At 75.0% G+C, this 15,002-nt stretch carries 12 protein-coding genes; 7 read left to right on the plus strand and 5 right to left on the minus strand.

The annotated features are described in order from the left end of the window. Positions 1 to 83: 83 nt before the first annotated feature. The 4 genes from ACZ6Q9_RS13830 to ACZ6Q9_RS13845 all read left to right on the plus strand — a co-directional run bounded on the left by ACZ6Q9_RS13830 (position 84) and on the right by ACZ6Q9_RS13845 (position 4,934). Positions 84 to 1,670, plus strand: coding sequence for a glycosyl hydrolase family 18 protein (locus ACZ6Q9_RS13830; protein WP_396827474.1), 1,587 nt, complete (start codon positions 84 to 86; stop codon positions 1,668 to 1,670). A gap of 236 nt (positions 1,671 to 1,906) precedes the next feature. Next, the gene (locus ACZ6Q9_RS13835; RefSeq protein ID WP_393262826.1) at positions 1,907 to 2,389 is read left to right on the plus strand and encodes a hypothetical protein; all 483 of its coding nucleotides are present in this window, start codon (positions 1,907 to 1,909) and stop codon (positions 2,387 to 2,389) included. A gap of 87 nt (positions 2,390 to 2,476) precedes the next feature. Then, positions 2,477 to 3,883, plus strand: a complete 1,407-nt coding sequence (locus tag ACZ6Q9_RS13840) for a class II 3-deoxy-7-phosphoheptulonate synthase (RefSeq protein WP_393262824.1) — start codon at positions 2,477 to 2,479, stop codon at positions 3,881 to 3,883. A 31-nt stretch (positions 3,884 to 3,914) separates the two neighbouring features. Further along, positions 3,915 to 4,934, plus strand: a complete 1,020-nt coding sequence (locus ACZ6Q9_RS13845) for a threonine aldolase family protein (protein WP_396827589.1) — start codon at positions 3,915 to 3,917, stop codon at positions 4,932 to 4,934. A 157-nt stretch (positions 4,935 to 5,091) separates the two neighbouring features. Here ACZ6Q9_RS13845 and ACZ6Q9_RS13850 read toward each other — a convergent pair whose 3' ends face one another. Together ACZ6Q9_RS13850 and pknB are read right to left on the minus strand one after the other, a co-directional pair. Beyond that, a complete protein-coding gene (locus ACZ6Q9_RS13850) occupies positions 5,092 to 5,988 on the minus strand; it encodes a deoxyribonuclease IV (protein WP_396827471.1) in 897 nt (298 codons plus the stop codon). A 19-nt stretch (positions 5,989 to 6,007) separates the two neighbouring features. Further along, a complete protein-coding gene (pknB, locus tag ACZ6Q9_RS13855; protein ID WP_393262819.1) occupies positions 6,008 to 8,002 on the minus strand; it encodes a Stk1 family PASTA domain-containing Ser/Thr kinase in 1,995 nt (664 codons plus the stop codon). A gap of 164 nt (positions 8,003 to 8,166) precedes the next feature. Here pknB and ACZ6Q9_RS13860 point away from each other — a divergent pair, with 164 nt between their 5' ends. Continuing rightward, the gene (locus ACZ6Q9_RS13860; protein ID WP_393262817.1) at positions 8,167 to 8,559 is read left to right on the plus strand and encodes an Rv2175c family DNA-binding protein; all 393 of its coding nucleotides are present in this window, start codon (positions 8,167 to 8,169) and stop codon (positions 8,557 to 8,559) included. Between the two features lie 200 nt (positions 8,560 to 8,759). Here the strand turns inward: ACZ6Q9_RS13860 and ACZ6Q9_RS13865 are convergent, their stop codons facing one another. Continuing rightward, complete coding sequence (locus ACZ6Q9_RS13865; RefSeq protein ID WP_396827469.1) at positions 8,760 to 9,842, minus strand: polyprenyl synthetase family protein; 1,083 nt, start codon at positions 9,840 to 9,842, stop codon at positions 8,760 to 8,762. 9 nt (positions 9,843 to 9,851) lie between these two features. Further along, positions 9,852 to 11,354, minus strand: coding sequence for a transcriptional regulator (locus tag ACZ6Q9_RS13870; protein ID WP_396827467.1), 1,503 nt, complete (start codon positions 11,352 to 11,354; stop codon positions 9,852 to 9,854). 422 nt (positions 11,355 to 11,776) lie between these two features. Between ACZ6Q9_RS13870 and metF the strand changes: the two genes are divergently transcribed. Both metF and ACZ6Q9_RS13880 read left to right on the plus strand, forming a co-directional pair. Beyond that, the gene (metF, locus tag ACZ6Q9_RS13875; RefSeq protein ID WP_393262809.1) at positions 11,777 to 12,694 is read left to right on the plus strand and encodes a methylenetetrahydrofolate reductase [NAD(P)H]; all 918 of its coding nucleotides are present in this window, start codon (positions 11,777 to 11,779) and stop codon (positions 12,692 to 12,694) included. A gap of 44 nt (positions 12,695 to 12,738) precedes the next feature. Next, the gene (locus ACZ6Q9_RS13880; RefSeq protein ID WP_393262806.1) at positions 12,739 to 13,428 is read left to right on the plus strand and encodes a CDP-alcohol phosphatidyltransferase family protein; all 690 of its coding nucleotides are present in this window, start codon (positions 12,739 to 12,741) and stop codon (positions 13,426 to 13,428) included. Between the two features lie 80 nt (positions 13,429 to 13,508). Here the strand turns inward: ACZ6Q9_RS13880 and ACZ6Q9_RS13885 are convergent, their stop codons facing one another. Next, the gene (locus ACZ6Q9_RS13885; protein WP_396827464.1) at positions 13,509 to 14,996 is read right to left on the minus strand and encodes a phytoene desaturase family protein; all 1,488 of its coding nucleotides are present in this window, start codon (positions 14,994 to 14,996) and stop codon (positions 13,509 to 13,511) included. Positions 14,997 to 15,002: the final 6 nt, after the last annotated feature.

The following is a 15,002-nucleotide window of genomic DNA, read 5'->3' on the forward strand; positions in this document are numbered from 1 at the left end:
TACATCTTGACGAAGTGATGACGAAGTGAGTAGCGTCGCAGCATCATTTTGGAAAGTTTCCTAACTGTTTGGGGTGACGCCACATGAAGAGATCGCTCCGCCGGGCCCTCTGGATCGGCGCCGTCGTGGCGGTGACGGCCGCCACGGTCCCGATGGCCAGTGCGTTCGGCGCCGGCAGCGTGACCGCCGCCTTCACCAAGGTGCAGGACTGGGGGACCGGTCACGAGACCCGGGTGACCGTCACCAACGGGTCGAGTTCCTCGGTGAGCACCTGGCGCATCGAGTTCGACCTGCCGTCGGGCACCAGCATCAGCAGCTCCTGGGACGCGGACGTCACGCGCACCGGCGACCACTACGTCGCGGTCAAGAAGAGCTGGGCCGGCCCGCTCGCGCCCGGTGCCACCTTCAGCTGGGGCTACAACGGCACCGGCGGGTACAAGGCGCCGTTGAACTGCACGATCAACGGCGTGGCGTGCGGTGGCGGCAGCACCCCGCCGACCACCACCGCGCCGCCGACCACCACGCCGCCGCCCACCACTCCGCCGCCGGACCCGGGCGGCAAGAAGGTCGTCGGCTACTTCGCGCAGTGGGGCGTCTACGCCCGCAACTACCACGTCAAGAACATCCACACCAGCGGCTCGGCCGCCAAGCTGACCCACATCCTGTACGCCTTCGGCAACACCACCGGCGGCCGCTGCACGATCGGCGACAGCTACGCGGACTACGAGAAGGCGTACACCGCGGCGGACAGCGTCGACGGCGTCGCCGACACCTGGGACCAGCCGCTGCGCGGCAGCTTCAACCAGCTGCGCAAGCTCAAGAAGATGTACCCGAACCTCAAGGTGCTCTGGTCCTTCGGCGGCTGGACCTGGTCCGGCGGCTTCACCCAGGCCGCGCAGAACCCGGCCGCCTTCGCGGAGTCCTGCTACAACCTGGTCGAGGACCCGCGCTGGGCGGACGTCTTCGACGGCATCGACATCGACTGGGAGTACCCGAACGCCTGCGGCCTCACCTGCGACGCCAGCGGCCCGAACGCCTTCAAGAACCTGGTCGGCGCGGTGCGCGCGAAGTTCGGCTCGTCGGCGCTGGTCACCGCCGCGATCACGGCGGACGGCAGCAACGGCGGCAAGATCGACGCCACCGACTACGCCGGCGCCGCACCGCACCTGAACTGGATCATGCCGATGACGTACGACTACTTCGGCGCCTTCAACGCGCAGGGCCCCACCGCCCCGCACTCCCCGCTCTACTCCTACCCCGGCATCCCCCAGCAGGGCTTCTGGTCCGACGCGGCCGTCCAGAAGCTCAAGAGCAAGGGCATTCCGTCCAGCAAGCTGCTGCTCGGCCTCGGCTTCTACGGTCGGGGCTGGACCGGGGTGACCCAGGCGGCTCCGGGCGGCAGTGCCACCGGGCCCGCACCGGGCACCTACGAGCAGGGCATCGAGGACTACAAGGTGATCAAGAACAGCTGCCCGGCGACGGGCACCGTCGGCGGCACCGCGTACGCCAAGTGCGGCAGCAACTGGTGGAGCTACGACACCCCGTCGACCATCAACGGCAAGATGACGTACGCGAAGAACCAGGGCCTCGGTGGCGCGTTCTTCTGGGAGCTCTCCGGTGACACCGGCAACGGTGAGCTGATCGGCGCCATCAAGGGCGGTCTCGGCTAGGCCGCAGGCCGACGCACCACCCACACGGCGGGGAGGGACGACGCACCGGTCCCTCCCCGCCCGGCCGTGCCCCCTGACACCCGCCCCGCGCCCTCGGCCGCCGGCGACCGGCGCCGCCGCCGGACGGGGAGCGGCGGCCCCGGACCGGTTCGGGCGCGGCGGACCGCCAGCCACGTCGGTCGATGTGACAGACTCGCCGCTCAACGGGCTCGATGTCCACGGCGACGGAGGTGGCGATGCGCGCGACGCACGGGAGGCTGGCGGCGGGCGCCGTACTGCTGGGAACCCTGCCCTTCGCCCTGCTCGGCTGCGGCATCGGCAACGAGGAGGACCCGGCGACCAAGCCCGGACGGGCCCCGGCCGAGGAGGCCGCCGCCAAGTCGCGGGAGCGGGTGCAGGCGTACCTCGACGCGATGACCGCCAAGGACGTCGCGGCCGGCCGCAACCAGCTCTGCGCCGTCCTCCAGGAGGGCTTCGACGCCGCCGCGACCGGCCCGAACGGCGACTTCGCCGACCACTTCACCGTCCCCCAGGCCGAGATCACCGACATCCGCCCGGGCCCCCAGGGCCAGGAGGTCAGCACCACGGTCTCGGTCAAGGCCGGCTCCCGCACGGTCGCCCGGCCACTGCTGTTCACGGTCACCCGCGACGGCGCCGACTGGTGCATCGCCGCCGAGGCGCCGGGCGGCCACTCCCCGGCTCCGGCCGCGACGCCCTGACCTGCGCTCCGGTGAGTCATCTCTCACCTGCCGGAACCCTGCCCTCCGCCGGTCGGTCGCCCGGTCGGTCGCCGTACGCTTTCTGTCATGCGCCATGAGTGGCATCAGCTGAACCATCCCGCGGTGGGCAGCCCGGGGCTGCAGACCAGCCGCCCGACCATCGACTCCGCCGAGGACGCGGCCCTCGGCCTGGACCGCTGGCGGGAGCTGCCCCGCGCGCAGACCCCGCCGTGGCCGGACCCGGCCGGGGTCGCCGAGGTCTGCAAGGTGCTCGACACCGTGCCCTCGGTGGTGGCGCCCTACGAGGTCGACCAGCTCCGCCAGCGGCTCGCGCTGGTCTGCGAGGGCAAGGCGTTCCTGCTCCAGGGCGGTGACTGCGCGGAGACCTTCGCCGACAACACCGAGAGCCACCTGCTGGCCAACGCCCGCACCCTGCTCCAGATGGCGATCGTGCTCACCTACGGCGCCTCGCTGCCCGTGGTCAAGGTCGCCCGGGTCGCCGGGCAGTACACCAAGCCCCGGTCGCTGCCGACCGACGCGCGCGGGCTGCCGGCCTACCGCGGCGACATGATCAACTCGCTGGAGGCCACGCCGGAGGCGCGGGCCGCCGACCCGCAGCGCATGATCCGGGCGTACGCGAACTCGGCCGCCGCGATGAACATGCTCCGCGCCTACCTGGCCGGCGGGCTGGCCGACCTGCACGCCGTGCACGACTGGAACAAGGGCTTCGTGAAGAACTCGCCGGCCGGCGAGCGCTACGAGGCGATCGCCCGGGAGATCGACCGGGCGCTGGCGTTCATCCGCGCCTGCGGGATGACCGACGACGAGGCCCTGCGCACCGTCACCCTCTACTGCTCCCACGAGGCCCTCGCCCTGGAGTACGACCGGGCGCTCACGCGGGTCTCCGACCGCCGGGCGTACGGCCTGTCGGGGCACTTCCTGTGGATCGGCGAGCGCACCCGGCAGATCGACGGCGCGCACATCGACTTCATCTCCCGCATCGCCAACCCGATCGGGGTCAAGCTCGGCCCCACCACCACCCCGGACGAGGCGATCGAGCTCTGCGAGAAGCTCAACCCGGACAACATCCCCGGCCGGCTCACCCTGATCAGCCGGATGGGCAACCACAAGGTCCGCGACGCCCTGCCGCCGATCGTCGCCAAGGTGACCGCCGCCGGCGCCAAGGTGGTCTGGCAGTGCGACCCGATGCACGGCAACACGCACGAGTCGTCCAACGGCTACAAGACGCGGCACTTCGACCGCATCGTCGACGAGGTGCTCGGCTACTTCGAGGTGCACCGGGGCCTGGAGACCCACCCCGGCGGCCTGCACGTCGAGCTGACCGGTGAGGACGTCACCGAGTGCCTCGGCGGCGCCCAGGGCATCGAGGACCTCGACCTGCCCGACCGGTACGAGACCGCCTGCGACCCGCGACTGAACACCCAGCAGTCGCTGGAGCTGGCCTTCCTGGTGGCGGAGATGCTGCGTGGCTGAGCTTCCTGCGAGCGCAGCCGCGAGCGAAGACGTGATCGACCTCCGTTCCGACACCGTGACCCGGCCCACGCCGGGGATGCGGGAGGCGATGGCCACCGCCGAGGTCGGCGACGACGTCTACGGCGAGGACCCGGCGGTCAACGCGCTGGAGGCCGAGGTCGCCGCGCTCTTCGGGCACGAGGCGGCGCTGTTCGCCCCGACCGGGTCGATGGCCAACCAGATCGCCCTGCAACTGCTGGTGCCGCCCGGCAACGAACTGCTCTGCGACGCCGACGCCCACGTGGTGACGTACGAGATCGGGGCCGCGGCCGCGTACGGCGGCATCTCCTCCCGGACGTGGCCGGCGGTCGGCGCGGACATCGACCCGGACGCGGTCGCCGCCATGATCCGCCCGGACGGCTACTGGGCGGTGCCCACCCGCGCGATCGCGGTGGAGCAGACCCACAACCGGGGTGGCGGCGGGGTGATCCCGCTGGCGACCCTGCGCGAGCTGCGCCGGGTCGCCGACGACGCGCAGGTGGCGCTGCACTGCGACGGCGCCCGGATCTGGCACGCGCACGTCGCCGACGGCGTGCCGCTGGCCGAGTACGGCGCCCTCTTCGACACCCTGTCGGTCTGCCTCTCCAAGGGGCTCGGCGCGCCGGTCGGCTCGCTGGTCGTCGGCAGCGCCGAGCAGATCGAGCGGGCCCGTTTCATCCGTAAGCGGATGGGCGGTGGGATGCGGCAGGCCGGCATCCTCGCCGCGGCCGGCCGGTACGCGCTGGCCCACCACGTCGACCGGCTCGCCGCCGACCACGCGAAGGCGGCCCGGCTCGCCGAGGCGATCGCCCCGTTCGGGGTGCTGGCCGGCGCGGTCCGGACCAACCTGGTGCCGCTGGACCTGACGAAGGCGCCGCTGGACGCGCACGCCCTGGCCGCCGCCGCCCGCGCCGAGGGTGTCCTCGTGTCGGTCCTCGGCCCTCGTGTCGCCCGCCTGGTCACCCACCTGGACGTCGACGACGCCGGCATCGACCGGGCCGTCGAGGTCGTCACCCGCATCCTCAGGGGCTGACGCCCGGCGCGGGCACGCGGGGTCGAGCCGTTACGGAGGCCACGGCGCGTCCGGGATGCCCGGGCGCCTGGGGGGATCGCGGCGCGTGGGCCCGGGCCGCCGTGGGCGAACTCCGCCCAGCTCCGGCCCGTCCGGACCGGGGCGGACGGGCGACGTCTCAGGGGTGCAGGCGTTTGAGGGTGGCGATGTCGGCGGCGTGGCCGACGTGCTTCTCTGTCGGGGTCTCCACCACGATCGGGACGCCGGCGGTGGCCGGGTGCGCCATCAGCTCGGCGAACGCCGGCTCGCCGATGGTGCCCTTGCCGATGTTCTCGTGCCGGTCCCGGGTCGAGCCGCACAGGTCCTTCGAGTCGTTCGCGTGCACCAGCCGTAGCCGCCCGGCCCCGACCGTCGCCACCAGCGTGTCCAGCGTCGCGGTCATGCAGCCCTCGGCGGCCAGGTCGTGCCCTGCGGCCCAGGCGTGGCAGGTGTCGAAGCAGACCCCGAGCCAGGGATGGCCGTCCACCGCGTCGAGGTAGGGCCCGAGCTGTTCCACCCGGGACGCCAGCGACCGGCCGCCGCCCGCGCTCGGCTCGACCAGCAGCCGCGGGCCGCCCGCCGCCTCCGCCTCGTCGAGCAGCGGCAGCAGCGTCTCGCGGAGCTGCCGCATCGCCGCGTCGGCGTGACTCTCGTCGACCGCGCTGCCGGCGTGGAAGACCACGCCCTCGGCGCCGATCGCCCGGCCCCGGCGCAGCGCGTGGGCCAGCGTCTCCGCCGAGCGCTCGACCGTGTTGGCCGTGGGGGAGCCGAGGTTGACCAGCAGCGACGCGTGGATGAAGACCGGCAGGCCCCGCTCGCCGCAGCCGTCGCGGAACAGCGTGTCCTGGGCCGGGTCGCCGGCCGGCAGCGCCCAGCCCCGCGAGTTGGAGACGTAGACCTGCACGACCTGCGAGCCGGCCGCGTCGGCGTACGGCAGGGCCGCCTTCGCCAGGCCGCCGGAGGTGGGCGTGTGCGAGCCGACCGGCCGGTGCTGCGCCGTCCCGTCCTGCGCCGCCGTCCCGTCCTGCGCCGTCATCTCGTGGTGTCCGGCATCGTCACAGGCATCCGATGGTGACCTGGGTGCCCGGCGGCACCTGCGTGTTCTCCGGCGGGTTCTGGAAGCGGGTGATGCCGTTCGGGTTGAACTGGATCACCACCGGGAACTGCTGGCTCTCCAGTACCTGCTTGGCCTGCTGGCACGGCAGGTCGATGACCCGGGGCACGGGGACCAGCGGCGGGCCCTTGCTGATCTCCAGCTTGACCTTGGCGCCCCGCTCCACCCCGGTGCCGTCCGCCGGGCTCTGCCCGAGGACCTCGTCCCTGGGCTTGTCGGAGTCCTTGTAGGTGGGCGGCTCGACCAGCACCAGGCCCAGCTGGGCGAGGATCGTCCGGGCCTCGGCCAGGCTCTTGCCGACCAGGTTCGGCACCGAGATCGGGGCCTTGCCCTTGCTCAGGATCACGGTGACCTTGTCGCCCGGCTTGGCCTCGGTGCCCACCTTCGGGTTGGTGTCCACCACGACGCCCGCGGGCAGGTTGTCGTCGTAGCGGGCGGTGCCCTTCGCCACCACCAGCTTCGCGTCGAGCAGATCCGCCTCGGCCAGCTCGAACTCCTTGCCGACCACGTCGGGCACCGGGAAACGCTCCGGCCCCAGCGAAAGGGTCAGCGTGATCGTGCCGCCCTTGACGATGCGGGTGGCGGAGACAGGATCCTGCGCCAGGACGGCGTCCTTCGGGACCTTCTCGTCGTAGCGCGGCTCGGCGTAGGCGAGGGTGAAGCCGGCGCGGGCGGCCTGCGCTTCCGCGTCGGCCTTGCTCAGGGTCACCAACTGCGGCGCCACCGTGTAGCGGCCGACCCCGAACCACCAGCCGCCCCCGGCGGCCACCAGGCCCAACACCACCAGGGCGGCGATGACCGCCATCCGGCCCCGTGGGTCGCCCATCACCCGGCCGCGCAGCGCGGACAGCCGCGACCCCAGGCTCTCGTCCTCCTCGGCCGCGGCGGCCCGGCGACGGCCCGCCCGCGGAGCGCCGCCGTCGGGCAGCCGGGCCCAGGCCGGCCGCTCGACCGGCTGGACCGCCGCCACCACCATCGTCGGCTGGGACACCGCCGGTTCGTCGGCCACCCGGCGCAACACGGCGGTACGCGTGTTCGCGTTGCCCAGGTCGTCCCGGGCCACCTGCACCTCGGCCAGCAGCGCGCCCGCGTCGGTCGGCCGGGCGCCCGGATCACGCCGGGTGGCCCGGGCGACCAGGTCGTCCAGCACCTTCGGCAGGCCGGGCACCAGCGTCGACGGCGCCGGGACGTCCCGGTCGACGTGCTGCCAGGCGACGTCGACCGGCCGGTCCCCGTCGTAGGGCACCCGGCCGGTGAGCATCTCGAACAGCACGATGCCGGCGGAGTAGACGTCGGTGCGGGGGTCGGCGTGCCCCTCGGTGACCAGCTCCGGGGCGACGTACGCGACCGTGGCCATCAGCTGGTTGCCGTTCTCGTCGTCGGCGCTCGCCTCGACGGCCCGGGCCAGCCCGAAGTCGGCGACCTTGACCACGCTGTCGACGAGGTTGCCCGTGCCGCCGGTGGGTGCCTCGGCGACCAGCACGTTCTCCGGCTTCACGTCGCGGTGCACCAGCCCGGCCCGGTGTGCGGCGGCGATCGCGGCGAGCATCTGCTCGGCGATGGCCAGCGCCTCGTCGGGGTCGAGTCGGCGCCGCTCGGCGAGCACGTCGCGCAGGGTGCGGCCGCGGACGTACTCCATCACCAGGTAGGGCAGGCCGGCGTGGGTGCCCTGGTCGTAGACCGCGACCACGTTCGGGTGGGTCAGCCGGGCGATCGTCTTCGCCTCGTCGGTGAACCGCGCCACGAAGCCCGCCGCCTGGGCCTGGGTCTCGGGCGCCTGGGACGGATGAATGATCTTGACCGCCACGGTGCGCTCGAGGCGCTCGTCGGTGGCGGTGTACACGGTCGCCATGCCGCCACGAGCCACGCGACCGCGGATGCGGTAGCGCCCGTCGATCAGCGAGCCCAGCAACGTGTCGGCGACCTGTGTGTCCATCGGCAGGGAGTCTATGTGCCCGGAGGGTGAAGGTTGAACAGGATGGTACAGCCGGGCTACGACGGGAGCCTTCCCGTCGCGCTCGCGCCGCCTGTCCGACCTGCTCAGCCACCTCATCGGGGTGCCGTTGGTTTCGGCCGGCCGGGGCATGGCAGGGTGGTCGGGTGACCGACTCCGTACCCGCCGACCGGGCCGTGCCCGCCCCCGAGACCGCCGGCCCCGCCGACGCCGCCGACTGGCTGACCCTGCCGGACGTGGCCGAGCGCCTCGACGTGTCGATCAGCAAGGTCCACCAGATGATCCGGGACCGCGAGCTGATCGCGGTGCGCCGCGACGGCGTCCGCCGGATCCCGACCGACCTGGTGGCCAACAAGACCGTGCTCAAGCACCTGCCCGGCGTGCTCAACCTGCTGGCCGACGCCGGCTACGACGACGAGGCCGCGCTGCGCTGGCTCTACGAGCCGGACGAGACCCTCCCCGGCGCCACCCCGGCGAAGGCGCTCGCCGGCGACCAGGCCCGCGAGATCAAACGCCGCGCCCAAGCCCTCGGCTTCTAGCCCGCCCCTCCCGCCCCCTCCCCGCCCTCCACCCCCGCGATCTTGTACTTTTGTGTCCCGGCATTTCCGGGCGCACGGGACAAAACGCGGGCCGAACGTGCAAGATCGCCGGCCGGCCGGCCGGCCGGGTCTGGGCAAGTCGACGACCGCAGGGCGGCGTGGGTGGGGTGGGGCGGGCGGCGTGGGTGGGTGGGGCGCGGTCAGTCCGTGCGGCGGGTGGCGGCGATGGCCAGGTCGACCAGGGACTGCCGGGCCTCGGTCTCCAGGTCGACGGTGGCCAGCGCCGCCAGCGCGGTGTCGGTCAGCGCGGCGATCCGCTGCTCGGTACGCGCCAGCGCGCCGCTGTCACTGATCATCTCTCGCAGCCGGGCGACCCCGGTCTCGTCCAGCCCGGGATCGCCGAGCCCGCCGAGCAGCAGCTCGCGCCCCGCCTCGTCCGTCGCCTCCAGGGCCGCCGCCACCAGATAGGTCCGCTTGCCCTCGCGCAGGTCGTCGCCGGCGGGCTTGCCGGTCTGGGCCGGGTCGCCGAACACCCCCAGCACGTCGTCGCGGAGCTGGAACGCCTCGCCCAACGGCAGCCCGTACCCGGAGTACGCCGCCACGACCTCGGCCGGCGCGTCGGCCAGCGCGGCGCCGAGCAGCACCGGCCGCTCGACCGTGTACTTCGCCGACTTGTAGCGGGCGACCTTGCCGGCCCGCTCCAGCGAGGTGTCGCCCGTGGCCTGGGTCAGCACGTCGAGGTACTGGCCGACGGTGACCTCCGTGCGCATCTCGTCGAAGACGGGCCGGGCGCGGGCGACCGTGCGCGGGTCCAGCCCGGAGGAGTGCAGCAGCTCGTCCGACCAGACCAGGCAGAGATCGCCCAGCAGGATGGCCGCGGCGTCGCCGAAGCCGTGCGCGTCGCCGCCCCAGCCGGCCGCCTGGTGCCGGGCCGCGAACCGGCGGTGCACCGCCGGCTCCCCGCGCCGGGTGTCGGAGCGGTCCATCAGGTCGTCGTGGATCAGCGCGCTGGCCTGCACGAACTCCAGCGCCGCGAGAGCGGTGACGACCTGGTCGGAGTCCACCCCGCCGGCGCCCCGGTAGCCCCAGTAGGCGAACGCCGGCCGCAGCCGCTTGCCGCCGCCCAGCACGAACGCCTCGATCGCCTCGGCGACCGGCATCAGGGCGTCGTCGACGCCGGTCATCCAGGTGCGCTGGCCGGCCAGGAACTCGGCCAGGGCCTTGTCGATCCGTTGACGCAGCCCGGCACGGTCGACCGGGGAAACGGGAGCAGCGTGGGTCACCCCACGACGCTAGCCGGTCGGGCTCGACCCCGCCGCACCGCCGGGGGCCCGACGCGCCGAACGCGTCGCCGGACCCCGCCGGCCGCCCGGTCCGGGCGGCGACCCAGGGCGGGGCAGGTACGGGCCGGCCGTCGCGACCAGCGCCCGGTAGCGCCGGACGGCCGGCTCGTCGCCGTGCCCGGCCAGCCGCCGCCGCACCTCGGCCAGGTGGCCCAGCGCCCGGGGCGACCCGGCGCGGACCGCGTCGAGCAGCGCCTCGCCGGCCACGGCGCAGGCCCGCTCCACCTCGCCGAGCTGGAGGTAGCCGCGGGCCAGCCAGCCGCCGTAGATCGCCGAGGTGCGCGGGCGACCGGGCTGCCGGACGGCGTGCAGCGGCGCCTCGGCCGGGCGCGGCCGGCCCAGCGCGACCAGCGCGCGCCCGGCCATCGCCGCCAGCTCCAGGCTGTCGAGCCAGTAGAGCCACGGCGGCTCCCGACCCGGCTCCGGCGCGTCGGTCACGCGGCGGGCTGCCTCGAGCGCCTGCCGCGCCGCCCCGGCCCGACCCCCGGCCGCCGCCGCCAGCGCCACCCGGTGCAGCAGCAGGGCGCGCAGGCCGGGGGTGGCCCACGGCCGCGCCCCGGTGTACGCCGCGCGGGCCAGCACCAGCGCGCCCTCCGGGTCGCCCACGCCGGCGAGCAGGTGGCTGGCCGAGCCGAGCACGTGCCCGGCGAACGCCGGGTCACCGGCGGTCGCGGCGGCGCGCAACGCCAACCGGTAGGCGTCCAGCGCGCCGGCCGCGTCCCCGGCATCGGCGGCGAGCCAGCCGGCGAGCTGGGCCGACTCGGCCAGCTCGGACAGCAGCCGGCGGCGCGCGGCCGGCCCGCACCCCGCCAACGCCCGCACCGCCCGCCCCAGCCGGTACGCCCCGAGCCCGGCCAGGTCGGCCCCGCCGGCGAGGTCGTCGAGCCGGCGCAGCTCCGCCAGCCGCACCGGCCGGGCACAAGGCCGGGCCGGGTGGGGCCCGGGGCCCTCGGCCACCACCGGAGCCGCCGGCCGGGCCGGGACCCGAGGCGGTGCGCCGGACCCGACCGGGAGGTCCCGGTCGTCGGCCGGTTGCCCGGACCCGGCCGGGCAGGTCTCGGCGTCGCCCGGGTCGTCGGTCGGTCGGGCGGGCGCGCCGGGCAGCAGCGCGGCGCGCGGGTCGACCAGCCAGCGCTCGGCCAGGGCGAGCAGCGCCGCCCGGGACCGGGACCCGCCGAAGGACGGCGGCGGACCGAGACGCCGGGTGCGGGCCGCGGCGTCGGCCAGCAGGTCGAGCGGCACCGCGAGGACGATGGCGAGCCAGCCGAGCCAGAACTCGCCGGGGACGCGCAGCTGCCGTTCCCACCGGGAGACCTCGTGCCGGCTGAGCGTCGGCACCCCGGAGGCGGCGCAGAGCTCGACCGCGAGCCGCAACTGGCTCCAGCCCCGGGCCAGCCGGAGCTGGGCTAACAGCGGCCCGAGCAGCTGCGGAGCGGGTGGGGGCGGCGTCATCGGTCCTCCGGGCGGGGCGTCGGCGCGGGCGGCGGCGCAGGCCCGGACGGGACCCGTGCGTCACCGGTGGAAGGCTGACCCCCGCGCGTGCCCCCGACAGGTCGACCTCCGGCCGGCCCGCCCCGCGCTACACCATGACTACTCCGGGGGTACGACGCTTTCCGGCCCCGGCCGGGCGGACCCGGGGCCGCTCCGCGCCGGCGACCCGTCTCCCGGCAGGCGGGGCCGGGAAGTGGTCGGCGCCCTGCGGCTCGGGCACCGCCCCCGCGCGGACCGTTCGGCCCCCGAACCGCAGGGCGGGGCGTCGACCGGCGCCGGCCGCCCGGTCCCGGTGCGGTGGGGGCGCGTCGACCCGCGCGGCCGGCGTCCCCCGCTGTGGGAAGGTCTCGGGCGCGGCGTGCCCCGCCCGCTAGAGTCGTGGGGTGGCGCTCGGTCTTCCCTCGGTCCTCCCCAATCCGCAGCCGGCGATCGGGGAGCTGATCCGTGACCACCAGCCGACCTTCTCGTTCGAGTTCTTCCCGCCCAAGACCGAGCAGGGCGAGCGGCTGCTGTGGCAGGCGATCCGGGAGCTGGAGTCGCTGCGTCCCTCGTTCGTCTCGATCACCTACGGCGCGGGCGGGTCGACCCGCGACACCACGGTCGCGGTCACCGAGCGGATCGCCACCGAGACCACCCTGCTGCCGATGGCCCACCTGACCGCGGTCGACCACTCCGTCGCCGAGCTGCGCCACGTCATCGGCCGGCTCGCCGGGGTCGGGGTGCGCAACGTGCTCGCCGTGCGGGGCGACCCGCCGGGCAACCCGGGCGGCGAGTGGGTCCGCCACCCCGAGGGCGTGCTCTACGCCGAGGACCTGGTCCGCCTGGTGCGTGACGCTGGCGACTTCAGCGTGGGGGTGGCGGCGTTCCCGTACAAGCACCCGCGCTCGCCCGACGTGGCCAGCGACACGGAGCACTTCGTCCGCAAGTGCCGGGCCGGCGCCGAGTTCGCGATCACCCAGATGTTCTTCGACGCCGACGACTACCTGCGGCTGCGCGACCGGGTCGCCGCGGCCGGCTGCGACACCCCGATCCTGGCCGGAGTGATGCCGGTGACCCAGATCGGCACGATCGAGCGCTCCGTGCAGCTCTCCGGGGCGCCCTTCCCACCGGCCCTGGCCGAGCGGTTCGCGGCGATCGCCGACGACCCGGAGGCGGTGCGCCGGCTCGGCGTCGAGCAGGCCAGCGAGATGTGCCGGCGGCTGCTCGACGAGGGCGTGCCGGGGATCCACTTCATCACCCTCAACCGCTCCACCGCGACCCGCGAGGTCTGGCACAACCTCCAGGTCGGCGCGCGGGTGTGACCGCACACGCCGCGACACCTGAGCGCCGCTGCGACGGTTGATCGGTGGTGGGCACACAGCTGAACTGGGACGAGTACGCCACGGCCTGGGCCCGGCTGCACGGGGGCTTCGACCCGCGGGCGGCGGCCCCGGTCGTCCGCGCCTGGCTGCGGTTCGCCTACCACGTCGGGTTCGTGCTGGGCCGGCTGCGGGTCGGCCCGACGCCGGTCACCGTGGTCGGCGTGCTGCTCTGCGCCTGCGTGCCGCTGTTCGCCGTACGGCCGCAGAACGGCCCCTTCCTCGGGGCGCTGTTCGTGTTGCTCGCCGCGGTGGCGGACAGCGTCGACGGCGCGGTGGCGGTGGCCACGAACCGCACCACCCGGCTCGGCTACGTCTACGACTCGCTGGCCGATCGGCTCGGCGAGGTCGCCTGGCTGGCCGCGTTCTGGCTGATCGGGGCGCCCGGGGCGCTCGTCGCGACCGCCGGCGCGCTCTCCTGGCTGCACGAGTACGTGCGCGCCCGCGCGGTCTCCGCCGGCATGCGGGAGATCGGCGCGGTGACCGTGGGGGAGCGCCCCACCCGGGTCTCGGTCGCCCTGGTCGGGCTCCTGCTGGCCGGGCTGACCGGGCTGATCGAGCCGGACCTGGCGGCCGGCACCATCACCATGGCGACCGCCGTCTGGGTGCTGCTGGCCGGCTTCGGGCTGGGCCAGCTCCTCTCCGCCGTCCGCCGCGCCCTGATCGACGCCGGCTGACCGGGCTGCCGAGGTGTGAGGAAGGGGCCCTTCCTCTACCTCAGGCGTTAAGAAGGTGCCCTTCCTTACATCAGCCGGCCCTACCAGGCGGGGCCGATCTCGTCGGCGACGATCTGGGCGGAGAGCGTCACCATCGGCAGGCCGCCCCCGGGGTGGCTGGAGCCGCCGACCAGCCACAGCCCGTGCGCCGGACCCCGGTTGGCCGGGCGGAGCAGGCCGCCGGCGGTGCCGTAGATCGCCCCGCCCGGGGCGCCCGTCGCGTCGGCCAGGTCGGCCGGGGTGCGGACCTCCCGGAACACCAGCCGGTCCCGCACGTCGACGCCGCGCTCGGCCAGCACGTCGAGGACCCGGTCGGCGTACGCCTCGGCGAGGCCGGGCCGGCGCCAGTCGACCGCGCCGGCGGCGGTGCCGTGCCGGGGCGCGTTGACCAGCACGAACCACGCCTCGTGGCCGGCCGGACGGACCACCGGGTCGTCGGCCACGGTGACGAAGACGGTAGGGTCCGCCGCCGGGCGGGCGCGCACGCCACGCCCCGGCCGGCCGAAGACCGCGTCGAACTCGGCGTCGTGGTCGCGGGGGAAGAACACGGTGTGGTGGGCCAGCCCCGAGCTCCCGGCGACGCCGAGCAGCAGCACGAAGCCGGCCAGGCTGCGGTCGGTCAGCCCGGCCAGCCGGCGCGGGCTGGGCAGCAGGTCCCGGTAGAGGGTCAGCGCGTCGACGTTGGCCACCACCACGTCGGCGGGGACCGGCGCGGTGACGCCGCGCAGGCGTACGCCGTGCACCCGGCCGCCCGCGGCGTCGATCCGGGTGACCGTGGCGCCGGTCTGCACGACCACGCCGAGGTCCAGGCAGCGGGTCAGCAGCGCGTCGGCGAGCGTGCCCAGCCCGCCGCGCAGGTACCAGCCGCCGAAGGCCAGCTCGGCGTACGGCACGGCGACCAGCGCGGCCGGCGCGCGGCGCGGGTCGGCGCCGGTGTAGGTGGCGTACCGGTCGAGCAGCATCCGCAGCCGGGGGTCGGACAGGTGTCGCCGGCCCAGCCCGCGCAGCGTCCGGCCGGGCCCGATGGCGGCCAGGTCGCCCAGCCGCCAGGCCAGCGCGGCCAGGTCCAGCGGGGAGCCGATCGGGCGGCGCAGGACGTCCTGGTGCGACGCCTGCCAGACCCGCGCGGCCCGGCGCCACAGCCGCTGCCAGTCCGCCGCGGCCCGGTCGCCGAAGGCCGCGCCGATCCGGGCGGCGAACTCGGCCGGGTCGGCGCACGAGTCGAGGGCCGGGCCGCCGCCGGGGAAGACGTGCCGCACGATCGGGTCCACCGGCACCAGGTCCAGGTACTCGTCGAGCTTCGCGCCGGTCGCCTCGAACAGGTCGTGGAAGACGTCGGGCAGGGTGAGCAGGCTCGGCCCCGTGTCGAAGTGGAACGGGCCGGCCGGGGTGTCGTGGACGTACCGGCCGAGCTTGCCGCCCACCGTGTCCGCGCGTTCGAGCACGGTGACCTCGTGCCCGGTGGCGGCCAGCCGGGCGGCGGTGGCCAGCCCGCCCACCCCGGCGCCGACGACCACGATCCGCGCCATGCCGCG

The organism is Micromonospora sp. NPDC049139 (assembly GCF_055586845.1).